This is a genomic window from Clostridium sp. BJN0001 (genome assembly GCF_022869825.1).
In the GTDB taxonomy this organism is placed as follows: Bacteria; Bacillota; Clostridia; order Clostridiales; family Clostridiaceae; genus Clostridium.
Genome location: NZ_CP094971.1, coordinates 2,557,501 through 2,571,321 on the forward strand (window position 1 = coordinate 2,557,501; position 13,821 = coordinate 2,571,321).

At 29.5% G+C, this 13,821-nt stretch carries 11 protein-coding genes (1 of these 11 only partly in view); 3 read left to right on the forward strand and 8 right to left on the reverse strand.

The genetic code is table 11. The features are described 5' to 3' along the window. A protein-coding gene (gene pdxS / locus MTX53_RS12385; RefSeq protein WP_244834053.1) for a pyridoxal 5'-phosphate synthase lyase subunit PdxS crosses the window boundary here: on the reverse strand, window positions 1-729 show its 5' portion. Its footprint begins 141 nt before the window's first position; the window shows 729 of its 870 coding nt (coding positions 1-729); its start codon is at window positions 727-729; its stop codon lies off the left edge, out of view. Window positions 730-903: 174 nt separating this feature from the next. Between pdxS and ade the strand changes: the two genes are divergently transcribed. Both ade and MTX53_RS12395 read left to right on the forward strand, forming a co-directional pair. Continuing rightward, window positions 904-2,664 (forward strand): adenine deaminase, encoded by a 1,761-nt coding sequence (gene ade, locus MTX53_RS12390; protein WP_244834054.1) that lies wholly within the window; start codon window positions 904-906, stop codon window positions 2,662-2,664. Between the two features lie 13 nt (window positions 2,665-2,677). Then, on the forward strand, window positions 2,678-3,646 hold the full coding sequence (locus tag MTX53_RS12395; RefSeq protein ID WP_244834055.1) for a small ribosomal subunit Rsm22 family protein: 969 nt from the start codon (window positions 2,678-2,680) through the stop codon (window positions 3,644-3,646). Window positions 3,647-3,689: 43 nt separating this feature from the next. Here the strand turns inward: MTX53_RS12395 and MTX53_RS12400 are convergent, their stop codons facing one another. The 4 genes from MTX53_RS12400 to MTX53_RS12415 all read right to left on the reverse strand — a co-directional run bounded on the left by MTX53_RS12400 (window position 3,690) and on the right by MTX53_RS12415 (window position 9,159). Further along, complete coding sequence (locus MTX53_RS12400; protein WP_244834056.1) at window positions 3,690-4,628, reverse strand: LysR family transcriptional regulator; 939 nt, start codon at window positions 4,626-4,628, stop codon at window positions 3,690-3,692. Window positions 4,629-4,640: 12 nt separating this feature from the next. Beyond that, a complete protein-coding gene (locus MTX53_RS12405; RefSeq protein WP_244834057.1) occupies window positions 4,641-6,311 on the reverse strand; it encodes an acetolactate synthase large subunit in 1,671 nt (556 codons plus the stop codon). A gap of 160 nt (window positions 6,312-6,471) precedes the next feature. Beyond that, entirely contained in the window at window positions 6,472-8,064 is a 1,593-nt protein-coding gene (locus tag MTX53_RS12410) for a methyl-accepting chemotaxis protein (RefSeq protein WP_244834058.1), read from the reverse strand. Window positions 8,065-8,235: 171 nt separating this feature from the next. Beyond that, window positions 8,236-9,159: a 2-dehydropantoate 2-reductase gene (locus MTX53_RS12415; protein WP_244834059.1), complete on the reverse strand. Its 924-nt coding sequence runs from the start codon at window positions 9,157-9,159 to the stop codon at window positions 8,236-8,238. Between the two features lie 115 nt (window positions 9,160-9,274). Between MTX53_RS12415 and MTX53_RS12420 the strand changes: the two genes are divergently transcribed. Next, on the forward strand, window positions 9,275-10,180 hold the full coding sequence (locus MTX53_RS12420) for a LysR family transcriptional regulator (protein ID WP_244834060.1): 906 nt from the start codon (window positions 9,275-9,277) through the stop codon (window positions 10,178-10,180). A gap of 70 nt (window positions 10,181-10,250) precedes the next feature. Here MTX53_RS12420 and ltrA read toward each other — a convergent pair whose 3' ends face one another. The 3 genes from ltrA to MTX53_RS12435 all read right to left on the reverse strand — a co-directional run bounded on the left by ltrA (window position 10,251) and on the right by MTX53_RS12435 (window position 13,706). After that, window positions 10,251-11,666: a group II intron reverse transcriptase/maturase gene (gene ltrA / locus MTX53_RS12425; protein ID WP_244833187.1), complete on the reverse strand. Its 1,416-nt coding sequence runs from the start codon at window positions 11,664-11,666 to the stop codon at window positions 10,251-10,253. A gap of 459 nt (window positions 11,667-12,125) precedes the next feature. Continuing rightward, window positions 12,126-12,605: a hypothetical protein gene (locus MTX53_RS12430; protein ID WP_244834061.1), complete on the reverse strand. Its 480-nt coding sequence runs from the start codon at window positions 12,603-12,605 to the stop codon at window positions 12,126-12,128. A gap of 102 nt (window positions 12,606-12,707) precedes the next feature. Next, complete coding sequence (locus MTX53_RS12435) at window positions 12,708-13,706, reverse strand: YeiH family protein (RefSeq protein ID WP_244834062.1); 999 nt, start codon at window positions 13,704-13,706, stop codon at window positions 12,708-12,710. Window positions 13,707-13,821: the final 115 nt, after the last annotated feature.

Sequence of the window (13,821 nt, forward strand, 5' to 3'; positions counted from 1 at the left end):
CTTTTCTGGATTTTGTGATTTAAATATACCTGAACCTACAAATACACCATCACTTCCAAGCTGCATCATAAGTGCTGCATCCTGAGGAGTAGCAATTCCTCCTGCTGCAAAATTTACAACTGGAAGTTTTCCATTTTTCCAGACATATTTAACAAGATTATATGGTGCATCATACTTTTTAGCAATTGTCATAAGCTCTTCTTCAGATGCACTTTGTATTTCTTTTATTTGACTTGTCATTGTTCTCATATGCTTAACAGCCTGAACTACATCCCCTGTTCCTGCTTCTCCTTTAGTTCTTATCATTGAAGCTCCTTCGCCTATTCTTCTTAAAGCTTCTCCAATATTAGTTGCTCCACATACAAATGGTACTTCAAAATCTTCTTTATTTATATGATATTTATCATCTGCAGGAGTAATTACTTCACTTTCGTCTATAAAATCAATGTTTAGAGCCTGCAAAACCTGTGCCTCTACAAAATGTCCAATCCTTACTTTTGCCATTACAGGTATAGATACAGCTTCCTGAATCTCCTTTATCATTTTAGGATCTGACATTCTTGCAACTCCACCTTCTTTTCTAATATCAGAAGGTACTCTCTCAAGTGCCATTACTGCACAAGCACCTGCTTTTTCAGCAATAACTGCCTGCTCTTTATTTGTAACATCCATTATTACTCCGCCCTTTAACATCTGGGCAAGATTTTTATTAGTCTCTTCTCTTTTCATAATTAATAGCCCCCTCAATTTTTATCACTTTAATAATAAATCTCAATTACACATATTGCAAATGTATTAGTACAATTTGTCAAGATACATATTGGACAATTTATTAGTTTGATAATACTTTAATTACTGTTACAATATAAAATAAAGATTGTTTACAGAAAGAAGTGATTATTTATGAATAAAAGCCTTCTTGTAGATACAATAAAAGCTTCTACAGGCAAGCTTCCCTGTGACTTTTTAATTAAAAATATTACTATTATTGATGTATTTAATAAAAGACGTTTCATTAATTCAGTTGCTATTAAAGATGGATATATTGTAGGTATAGGAAAATATAAAGCGGATACTATTATAGATGGTACAGGAAAATTTATATGTCCAAGTCTTATTGATTCTCATTGCCATATAGAATCAAGCTTTGTAACTCCCGATGAATATTATAAAATAGCTCTCTTAAATGGAATTACCTCAGCAATTGCAGATCCTCATGAAATTGCTAATGTTATGGGTGTAGACGGAATAAAATTTATGCTTAAGTCATCTAAAAATATACCTTTTGATATGTTTTTTATGCTTCCATCATGTGTGCCAGGAACTAATTTTGAAGATTCTGGTGCTGTACTTAATGCAGAAGATTTAAAAGAATTTTATAATAATAAAAAAGTATTAGGTCTCGCAGAAGTTATGAATTATCCTGCGCTTTCTAATACTGAAGATTCAATGATTGATAAAATATATGATGCTATTTCAAATAATAAAATAATAGATGGTCACGGAGCAGGATTTACATTCAATATGAATAACTCTTACAGAACTGCCCATATTGAAACAGACCATGAATCCATCAGTAAAGAAGAAGCTTTATCTAAAATTAGTCTTGGTATGAATATACTAATTCGTCAGGGAACAGCCGCTAAAAATCTTAAAGAACTCTTTCCTGCAATTAATCAAAATAATAGCTCGCGATTTGCATTCTGCACTGATGATATGCATATAGATGATATACTTAAAAAAGGTTCAATAAATTCATCTATAAAATATTGTATAAAAAATGGTTTAAGTCCGGAAACTTCTATATCAATAGGCTCATATAATGGCTTTAATATATATGGTCTTAAAAATAGAGGTGCTATTGCTCCTGGATATAGAGCAGATTTTATAATACTTAATGATTTAAATAATTTTGTAATTGACAGTGTTTATAAAGATGGAAACTTAGTTGTCAAAAACGGTAAACTTATTAATATCTCTTCAAAAAATAGTACTAAATTAAATTTATCTATTCCTAATTCAATAAATATTAAGCGTAATCTCACAAAAGAAGATCTACAAATAAATATTACAAATAAAAGCAAATTAAATGCAATAAAGCTTATTCCAAATAAACTTGAAACAAAACATTTATCATTAGATATTACTGATGATCTTAAAGATAAATTTAATAACGATTATGTATTTAAACAATCTACCAAAAGAGATTTATTAAAAATTACTGTTATAGAAAGGCATAAAGCTACTGGGAAAATTGGAACAGGTATTTTAAATGGACTTCTTTTAAAAAGAGGTGCAATTGGAACTACTATAGCCCATGATTCTCATAATATAATTATTGTAGGAACAAATGATAATGATATGATAGCTGTACAAAAGCAGCTTTCAAAAATAGGTGGAGGACTTGTTATTATAGATAATGAGAAAGTTATAGCTTCTCTTCCTCTTCAAATAGGAGGACTTATGACAAATCTTCCATTTGAAGATATAAAAGAAAAACTTAATAATATTCATACTGCTTTAAACTATATTACTGATAATGCAGATTTTGATATTTTTCTCACAATGTCATTTTTATCTCTTCCCGTAATTCCATCATTAAGAATTACTGATAAAGGTCTTTTTGATGTTCAGAAATTTAAATTCATAGATACTGCATTTTAGAAAGGATTAAATAATGGATTTACCAGCAGAATTAAAAAACTATATTGAAAATCAGACTTTTAATATAAAAAATGAAACTCTTATTAATAGTAGAAAATCATTAACAGACAAATATAAAAATAAAAGTGGAAAAGGACTTAATCTTATTGATTCAGATAATGATGCATCAGTCTATTCAATTGTCAGGATGCCAGCTACCTTTGGTTCTGTTTATTCTGCGCTTAAATACACTTTAGAAAATATAGATTCTACATTTTCTTCACTCATAGATGTTGGTGCGGGTACAGGTGCCGCATCATGGGCAGCTTATTCATTAATTAATTTAGAAAAAATCACATGCCTTGAACGTGAAGATAAAATGAGAAACCTTGGATCTAAAATAATGAAAACTGGTCCTAACATATTAAATAATGCTAATTGGATAAAATATGATATAACAAAAGATAGTCTTAAAGAGAAAGGTGATATAGTCATAACTTCATATATGTTAAATGAATTAAGCGAAGATTTTCGTATAAAAGCTATAGATAAGCTTTATGACATGACAAACAATCTTCTTCTTATAGTAGAACCTGGTACCCCTCAAGGATTTAAAAATATAAAAATGGCACGTGAATATCTTTTAAAAGAAGGTGCACACATAATTGCTCCTTGTCCATCTAATAACACATGCCAAATTGAAGATTCTGACTGGTGTCATTTTTCATGTAGAATTCAGCGTAGTAAACTTCATCGTATATTAAAAAAAGGAGACGCTCCATATGAAGATGAAAAATTTTCATATATAGCCGTTTCTAAAAATGATTTTAAGCTTAAACCATATTCAAGAATATTAAGACATCCTATAATAAAAAAAGGACATATATCACTTCAAATCTGCACAGATAATAATAAAGTAGAAAATTTATCACTAACAAAAAAAGATGGAAGCTTATATAAGTCTTCTAAGAAATTAAAATGGGGGGATTCCCTTTTTAAATAAAATAAGACTGGTTTTTCAAGAAATTGAAAACCAGTCTTAATATCTAATTATATTTATCTTTTGCAATTTTTATAAACTCTTTAGCTGCTTTTGAAATATATCTATCTTTTCTATATCCTATAGCTAAAGTGCCATGTGTTTTTTTGTATTCCAAGTTATATATATTTATCTCTTTAAACATATCCCTAACAAATGTCAGATCTTTATTATTCATGAGTGTTCTTGGATAAAATGTTATCCCCATTCCTTTAACAGAAAGTGCAAGAACAGTTTCTATATTTTCAGTTTCTAATATTATATTAGGCTTAATATTTTTTTCTTTAAACATCTCATCCGCTATTATTCTTACTCTATTTCTAGCATTCACCATTAAAAACGGACAATTTTTTAGAAGCGAAATATCAATATCTCTTTCAAATTGATTTTTTATATTCTGATAAGTATTTTTGCAATATTTTTTTAAAATCTTATCAGGTACTATCATTAATATTTCTTCTTTACATAGCTTCTCTACCGCAGTATTTTCAGCATTAAATGGAAGCATTCCTACTATTATATCAACTTCATCTTTATCAAGAGCTACATCAAGTTCCTTTGAATTTCCTTCAAATATATGAAACTTTATATTAGGAAACTTTCTGCTATACTCTGGCAAAATATCTGGAAGAAGAGCACGTCCTCTTGTATGAGATACTCCAATATAAAGATCTCCTGTTTTAAAATCAATAATATCAGCTATTTCTTTTATAGATTCTTCTTTAAGATCCAACATTTTAGCTGCATTTTTAGCAAAACTCTTTCCTGCATGAGTAAGAGTAAGTGGATTTGAGCGATTAAAAAGCTTAACATTTAGATTTTTTTCAAGTTTTGATATATGTGAACTTAATGACTGCTGTGAAATAAAAAGTTTTTCTGCTGCCCTTGTAAAATTAAGTTCTTCTGCTGCTACTAAAAAATACTTAAGATTTAAGAAATTAATCATATATTTATCTCTCTATATCTCCTGATAAATTTTTTTAAGATGCTCTGTAAGTTTAACATTTTCTCCGTAATCAACAGGGCAATCTATTATAACTGGTACTGTCTGTTTAAATGCTTCTTCTAAAATAGGCATTAATTCCTCTGCTTTATTTACCCTATATCCTTTTGCATGCATACTTTCTGCAAGTTTAACAAAATCAGGATTTGTAAAATCAACGTAGCATGAAGTTCCATATTTATCCTGTTGTTTCCATTTTATAAGTCCATAACTTGAATCAGTAAATATAAGAACTACTATAGGAGTTCTAATACGAAGTGCAGTTTCCATTTCTTGATTATTCATCATGAATCCACCATCGCCTACAATAGCAAGTACTTTCTTATCAGGATTTATAAGTTTTGCTGAAATAGCTCCTGGTACTCCTATGCCCATTGTTGCAAATCCATTAGATATAATGCATGTATTTGGCTCATAGCAATTATAATGTCTTGCTATCCACATCTTATGAGCTCCTACATCTGAAATTACAATGTCTTCTTTTCCCATTACTTTTCTAACATCATTTAATATTTTTTGAGGTTTCATAGGATATGAACTATCATTTTCATAGCTTTCATGTTCTGCTTTCATTTTTTCCTTTATTTTAAGCGCATCTATAGGTTCTTCCTTTGGTGCTGTTCTTCCTAAAATACTATAAAGCGATTCAGATATATCTCCAATAACTTCTACTTCAGGCTGATATAATTTATTTATATGTGATTGACGAGTATCTATATGAAGAATTTTAGTCTTTCCATCAGGATTCCACTTAAGTGGTGCGTACTCAACTATATCATATCCTACCGCAATAACAAGATCAGCTTCCTCAATTATCTTATTTACATAATCTTTTTGAGGAATTCCTATTGTCCACATTGAATATTTATTATCAAATGGAATAATTCCTTTTGCCATCATTGTATTTATTACTGGTATTTTTAACTGTGTAGCGAATTCTGTAACTGCCTTAGAAGCTTTGTTTCTAATTGCTGAGCTTCCTGCAAGAACTACAGGTTTTTTTGCTTTAAAAATTTCACATGCTGCCTCTTCAACTGCTTTTAAATCCGCAGTTTCTTTTGGTGCAATTTTCTTTTTTAAAGGCATTTTGTTTTCCCCTACACTCATTTTTGCTATATTAACAGGTAAATCAATGTGACATGCCCCTGGTTTTTCACTTTCTGCATATTTAAAAGCAATTCTTACTATTTCATTTACAGTATCAGGACGAACTATCTGCTTACTTCTTTTAGTTATTGGTTCAAACATTTTTACAAGATCCAAAAACTGATGTGAAGTAAGATGCATTCTTTCTGTACCAACCTGACCTGTAATAGCTATCATAGGTGCTCCATCACTATCTGCATCTGCAACTCCTGTAACAAGATTAGTAGCTCCAGGTCCCAAAGTCGCAAGACATACTCCAGCTCTACCTGTAAGTCTTCCATAAACATCTGCCATAAATGCTGCGCCTTGTTCATGTCTTGTTGTAATAAATTTTATACTTGAATTTGAAAGTGCATTCATAACTTCAAGATTTTCTTCGCCTGGTATACCAAAAACATATTTTACCTTTTCAGCCTCCAAACATTTTACAAGCATCTGTGCTGTATTTAACTCATTTTTATTAGTATTTTCTATCTCCATAATTATATACATCCCTTCTTAAAAATTAATCGAAAGGATAACCCCATTGTTCTCCTGTCTCGTAATAAAGCATACTATTAAAAACTCTGTTTTTCCAACATTTTTTTATTTTTATTACCACAGCCATATGGCTGTGGTAAATTATAATTTCTTATCTATCCTATTCAATCAATAATTTAAGTTCATCAGCTGATTTATTTAAATTAGTAAGTCTTTCATTTACTTCTTTCATAGCATCCATTACACAATCTGAATCACTATCAAGCTTTTTAGAATCTGAATAGAATGTTTCAGATCTTTCTGTTATCTGAGAAAATAATTTAAGTATACCCTCTGTTCCCTTATTTATTTTGCTAAGAATTTCTGTTTCATTTTTAATTCTTAATGTAATCTTATCATTTAAAGATGAAACGCCCTTAAATGATTCCTCTGTACTTTTAACTATACTGCTTTGCTTTAATACATTATCTTTAGTAACTTTCATTGCATTCGATGTATTCTTTATTTCACTTTGTACATCATTTATAAGTGCTTTTATATCACTTGCTGCTTTACCAGTACTTTCAGACAATTTCTGAACTTCTTGTGCAACAACACTAAATCCTTTTCCATTTTCTCCTGCTCGTGCTGCCTCAATTGATGCATTAAGTGCAAGCAAATTTGTCTGTTCAGAAATATCAGTTATTGTTTCTATAATTAAATTGATTTTCTTTGACTTTTGTGAAAGGATCTCTATTTTTTTATCCACTTCAAATAGCTTGGCTGAATTTTCATTATTCTGATCTTTAAGATTTACCATTTTGCTAAGACTATTTTTATTCATATTTAATATAGAATCAGAACTTTTCTGAATTTCATTATTTATATCTGATGCTTTATGTATAATCTCTGCAAACTCTTCTACATTTTTGTTATTTTCTATTAAAATATCATTCTGATCTTTAGTTGTATAAGACATATTGTTAATAAATCCTTTTATAGATTCTATCTTATTAGCAGAATGATTTACTGATTTCGTAAGATTTGTAACTATATCCATTAAAACCACTGAAACATCCTTAATTTTTGAATTAATAGCTAATATTTTCTTATTTGATTCTTCAGATTTTTCAGCAAGTTCTTTCTGTTTTTTTAATAATATTCTAGGATTATTGATAATTGTATCTTTTATAAAAATAAGAACTATAAGTGTAAAAAATGCATTCATAAGTGTCATAGGAATAAGAAGTGTATTAACCATAGAAACAAATGCTTCTGAAAAACTCTTCTGTCCAAGTAAAGGTACAAAAATTAAAAGATGAATAATTTCAAAGCATGCTGTTACTAAGAAATATAAAATTACTTCTTTAAAAGTAAGTTTATTTATACTTCTTTTTCTTATTATAATTAGAATTGATGCTACTAATCCTGAAAATATTGTAGCCGTGCAGCATCCAAATGTTGTCCATCCTCCAAGCGTAAACCTATATGCTGCTCCTATAAAGGATACGATTATTCCTACAATGGGTCCTCCAACAATAGCTGCTACTACAGCTATACCATCTCTAATATTTATCGATGCTTCATTTATCCGCATAGCAAATTTTGATGTAAGAATAATAGGGATACTAAAAATAGTAACCATAAATATTCTTCCACAAACTGTTTTTAAATTATAATAAATATACTTGTTAACTATATTTACTTTACTCAAAACATAAATAACCAATAAACATAACGAAATAAATTCAAATAATTTTGTATAAATCTCCATAATAATTTCTCCTCCTCAAAAACCCTTTAACTATACTATAGTTTTTTTTACAAAAAAGTCAACATTTTCTTGTAAATGTTTTCGAAAGAAATAGAAAAAAGCACAAATATAGAGCATCTTTAATATACTAAGATGTTCTATATTCATGCCTTTTATTAAATTATTTATTTTTTATGCAGGTTGAAGCATTTTAAGACTTTCATATGCCATTTTACTATATGGTATTGATACTCCAACGTCATTTGCCATTCTGCACAAGTCTCCACAATATGCTTCAAGTTCAAATTTTCTACCCCTTATTAAATCCTTATGCATTGTACTTATTGCTTTTTTTGATAACTTTTTCAAACAATTTATTGCTATATTATATATGTTAGGATTTAATTTAATTCCCCTTGATCTTCCTACGTTTTCACATTCTTTTGCGATATTGCAGAATGTTTCAAACTTAATTCTATCCTGAAGAATTCCATCTGCTCCAACATCATAATATGAATCTGTAATATTAAATGCACAATTAAAAACATACTTATCCCATGCTTTAGCCTGTGCATCATCACTTATGATGCATTCTACTTTTGCATTATCTAAAACATTTTTCACTATATCAAGATTTATTTTATATACAGGATGATTGCTATTTGATGATATTATAAATTCATAACCATCATTAGCAACATAAACAATTCCTGTTCCAATTAGCCTTAAATTTGAGTGAAATGCAGAATCTATAATTTTTCCTTTTTTTAAGGATCTATATAATTTATCACAAGAATTAACTCCACTAACAACTGGAATAACTATAGTATATTCTCCAACAAAATTCTTTATCTTTGCTGCAGCTTTTTCTAAGCACTCAGATTTTACACATACAAAAACAATATCCATAAGCATATCTTGCTTTTCTGAAAAATCATTTATAAATTTAGGCATATTTTTATAATAAAGATTACCGTCTTTTAATGTTATTCCATCTCTTTTTAATAATGAAAGCATTTCTCCTTCTGCAAATAAATAAACGTCTTCCTCTGCTCTTAGAAGTTTAGATGCAATATATGTTCCATTAGCACCAATACCAATTATTCCAATTTTCATTAATATCATCCTTTCTATAAATTTATCACTATTTTTTAGTAACTATATTCTACTATATTTTGTGATATAATTAAAAGATATATTAGTTATGATATTAATAACTGGAGGTTATAATATGTTAGGTGATCTTAACCTATATAAATATTTTTATACTGCAGCTACATGTAGAAATATTTCTCGTGCATCTGAAATTCTTTATGTATCACAGCCTGCTGTCAGTAAATCAATAAAACAGCTTGAATCTGAACTAAATATAAAGCTTTTTGAAAGAAATTCGAAGGGAGTTTCTTTAACATCTGAAGGAAAAGAATTATATAATCATATAGAAAAAGCTTTTAGTGAAATTTTACTTGGAGAAAACATATTAACTAAACTAAAAAATAAAGAAGCAGGACTAATAAATATAGGAGTTAGTACAACTATAGGAAAAAATTATTTTCTTCCTATACTTCATCAATTTATTAAATATTATCCTCATTTTAAAATTAAAATCATTAATAGGCCTACATTTGATAATATAGAACTTATAAAATCTCAAAAAGTTGACATTGCAATTGTAGGGCTTTCAAATTGTAAAGATGAAGATTTAAAATTTATAAAATTAAAAAAACTCCATGATATATTAGTATCTTCTCCAGAATACTTAAAAAATTTAAATTTAAATAATATAGATGAAATATTTACTAAGGCAAGCTTTATGCTTCTTGAGAATCCAAATGCAACACGTCAGTATATTGATAAATATTTTTTATCTCAAAATCTTAATATAGTTCCTGATATAGAAGCAAGTAATATGGATTTTTTAATTGAATGTGCCAGAATTGGTCTTGGAATAACTTCAACACTTAAAGAATTTTTGTCTAAAGATTTAGAAAATAAAACACTACTAGAAATACCAGTAAATATACCAATACCTGAAAGAAATATCGGTATAGTATATAAAAAAAATAGTTCACTGCCTATATCAGTAAACTGTTTAATAGAGTTTTTAAAAGAATATTCTAAATCGAGTAGGAGCTAAATAATTATTTTATTTAGCGTCCTCTCACACCACCGTACGTACCGTTCGGTATACGGCGGTTCATCAGAAATTAATGTATCATTTGATATGTTTGTGTTAGACTAATAAATCCTAGAGATTCTAGGTATTTATTATTTAGAGAGTTGTTTAGTATAGGGCTTTTGGAGATTCTCCAATAGCCTTTTCTTGTATTTGCATATTCCCATGCTTTGTATTTATTGATTCCTAGTTTAGCTAAATTTCTTTGTTTAGTGCTAATCTTCTTCCATTGTTTCCATATGCAAGCTCTTAGTCTTCTTCTAATCCATTTGTCTAGTTCTACTAGCTTTCCGCGAGCGTTAGCAATTCCATAATAATTAATCCACCCTCTTGTGATTTGATTTAATTTTAATAGTCTGTATTCCATGCTAATTCCTTTATTTCTATTAGTATAGAATTTGACCTTCTCCTTAAATCTCTTTAGGGATTTCTCATGGATTCTTATTTCTGCTCCGCTTCTCGAAAAGTAAAACGAAAATCCTAAAAATTTTCGTTTAGATACAAAGTCTACTGCACTTTTATCCTTATTTACTTTAAGCTTTAAATTATTTTCAATTATATTTGTCATAGATTTCATTACTCTAAGTCCTGCTCTTTTACTTTTGACATATACATTATTATCATCTGCATATCTGCAAAATTTGTGACCTCGTCTTTCAAGTTCTTTATCTAATTCATCTAACATTATATTAGCTAATAATGGACTTAACGGACCACCTTGCGGTGTTCCTTCTTCACTTGTTACTGAAACCCCATTAATGAGAATTCCGCTTTTGAGGTATTTTCTTATTAATGCTAACAATCTTTTGTCTTGTATCTTCTTTTCAAGTTTACTCATAAGAATATCATGATTAACTTTATCAAAGAATTTCTCTAAATCCATATCTACAACCCATCTATTTCCTTGATTTATATATTGTTTTGATTTTGTTATAGCATCCTTTGCTCCTCTACGAGGACGGAATCCGAAACTATTTTCAGAAAATAAAGGTTCATATATTTTAGATAAAACTTGAGCAATAGCCTGTTGAATCAATCTATCTTGTACAGTTGGTATCCCTAATAATCTAATTCCACCATCTGGCTTGGATATTTCTTTTCTCCTTACAGGTGATGGGTTATATCTATTTTCTAGTAGTTTAGCTTTAATTGTTTCCCAGTGTTTCTTGATATGCTCACGAAGTTCATCGGTCTTCATTCCATCGACACCATGGCTACCTTTATTGCTAATTACTCTTTTAAGTGCTGAAAGCATATTATTTCTTTCTAGAACTTCTTCAAGTAATCTACTAGTATCAAATGCTCCATCGTTTACGCTTTCTCTATTTGGTAAAACCATAGGATTGCTCGGCACCTTTGATTTACCTTGAAGTTCCACTTCTACTTCCATCAATTGGTCTCTATATTGAGTTTTCTGCTTTCTTTGCAATTTCTTTGATTTATCCAAAGTTGTAAACCTCCTAACGTTCAGTCCTTCATCCGCTATCGCGATTAGCGGAGTTACTATGACTTCTGCTGACTTCTGATAGTTCAGCTATATATCACTATATAGGTTGTACCTAGAAACTTAATTTCTTTAGGCACTTATCTATCAGACCTCCCCAGGTAAGAACACGTACTTTCACCTCATCTATCTGCCACATTTACTCTTTCCGTTTCGGATAGTTATTGGGCTTTACTTTGTATAGCAAGTTCACCCACGGAATTGAGCCTCAGATGTGGTTCGTATTCCTCAGACCAAGGCTTTGCCGCCGACTTCCTTCAGATTCCACCTTGCGATGGACACCCTTGTCTTAAGCTAATGGTTGGCACTATCAGCCCCCATTACGGACTTTCACCGATTAGCACGTGCCCATGCTGGGCACACTATAAAAAATGTACAGCTTTAAAAGCTGTACATTTTATCCTACTTTGTAGCTACATCAACCATTCCGTTATCACCTTTATAATTTTCAGCACCAGGCTCTGTTATATGAAGAACAATAATCTTATACTTCATTTTTGCTGGGATTTTACATTTAAATTTTAAAGTATAAACTTTATTAGTTGAATCTTTAGGAGATATAGTTACGCTCTCCTTCTTTAATGAATTTTCTTTATCTTGTTTTCCATTTTTTCCAAGTGTTGCAATCGGACATGGCTTTTCCTCTGTAAGAGATTGAATCCAGTAATTTTCTGGCATGCAAGCCTTCTTTGGATCTACTTTTTTATCGTATGTAACTTCAATTGTATCTTCTGAAGCTTGACAAGCTGATACAATTTTAGGCATACTGCTTTTTTCTTTCTTTCCTGCCTCCAAAGCCTTTACATTTGCACTAGGAATTAGAAACATACCTAATGCTAATACTGTTGCAATCACTTTAATTTTTTTTAAATACTTAATCATTGGCTACTCTCCTTTTTTGATTTGTTTTACCCACTTAGTTTTTATAAAATTTAAAATTTTATTCATTTAAATTTTATTTTAAGAGTAACCTGCTATTTTTTCTTACCAAATATGTAATAAATGCTGCATAAATAATGATACAAATATTATTGCTATCCAGCAGAATAAACCAAGTATAATAGGCTTTCCACCTGTTTTTATTAATTTAACAATATTCGTATTTAATCCTATAGCACCCATAGCCATTGTAATGCAGAATTTTCCGAGTTCTGTTAATGGTTTTGTTATTGATACACTTAAATTTAAAAATGTACTTAAAACTGATGCTAATAAGAAAAATAATACAAACCATGGAAATACCTTAGTAAACTTTACTGAGGTTGCAACCTGCTTTTTAGAACGATAAAACGCAAGAAATAATGTAATTGGTATAATTGCAAGTGTTCTTGTAAGTTTAACTATTGTTGCATAATTTAAAGCAACATTATTTCCATACATGCTTGACCATGTTTCACCTGCTGCAACAACAGAAGATGTATCATTAATTGCAGTTCCTGCCCACATTCCAAATCCTGTATCACTAAAATGAAACATGCTTCCGATTATTGGGAAAGCAAATGCTGCTATTATATTAAATAGAAAAATTACTGAAATTGATCTTGCAATATCAGAATCGTCTGCATCTATAACTGGTGCTGTAGCTGCAATTGCAGATCCTCCACATATAGATGAACCAACACCTATCAAAATAGCAGTATTTGACTCTATTTTCATAATTCTGCTAAATACATATGAAACAATTAAAGATGTTGATATTGTTGATACTATGATTATTAACGACTGGCTTCCAACTCTATATATTTGATATAAATTCATTGAAAATCCAAGTAAAACTATTGCATATTGAAGAATCTTTTTTGAAGTAAACTTGATTCCAGTTTCAAAATATTCTTTTCTTGGTATAAATGCTATAATAAGTCCTAAAATTATTCCAAATACAGGTCCTCCTATAATTGAAAATTGCTTACCCAAAAACCATGCAACAAGCCCTATTAAAAAGCTTAACGCTATGCCTTGGTAATTTTTTTTAATAAAATCCATTCTTATTCCTCCCTCTTCGTTACTATCTTATCATCTAGCAATCATAATATAAAATTATTTATTTTTATATATCAATAAAAATATGTTATGATATATAAAATAATACAATTTTAAA

Coding starts and splice junctions, on each gene's coding strand:
- ade (WP_244834054.1), top strand. CDS start 904: ATGAATAAAAGCCTTCTTGTAGATACAATAAAAGCTTCTACAGGCAAG.
- MTX53_RS12395 (WP_244834055.1), top strand. CDS start 2,678: ATGGATTTACCAGCAGAATTAAAAAACTATATTGAAAATCAGACTTTT.
- MTX53_RS12400 (WP_244834056.1), bottom strand. CDS start 4,628: ATGATTAATTTCTTAAATCTTAAGTATTTTTTAGTAGCAGCAGAAGAA.
- MTX53_RS12405 (WP_244834057.1), bottom strand. CDS start 6,311: ATGGAGATAGAAAATACTAATAAAAATGAGTTAAATACAGCACAGATG.
- MTX53_RS12410 (WP_244834058.1), bottom strand. CDS start 8,064: ATGGAGATTTATACAAAATTATTTGAATTTATTTCGTTATGTTTATTG.
- MTX53_RS12415 (WP_244834059.1), bottom strand. CDS start 9,159: ATGAAAATTGGAATAATTGGTATTGGTGCTAATGGAACATATATTGCA.
- MTX53_RS12420 (WP_244834060.1), top strand. CDS start 9,275: ATGTTAGGTGATCTTAACCTATATAAATATTTTTATACTGCAGCTACA.
- MTX53_RS12430 (WP_244834061.1), bottom strand. CDS start 12,605: ATGATTAAGTATTTAAAAAAAATTAAAGTGATTGCAACAGTATTAGCA.
- MTX53_RS12435 (WP_244834062.1), bottom strand. CDS start 13,706: ATGGATTTTATTAAAAAAAATTACCAAGGCATAGCGTTAAGCTTTTTA.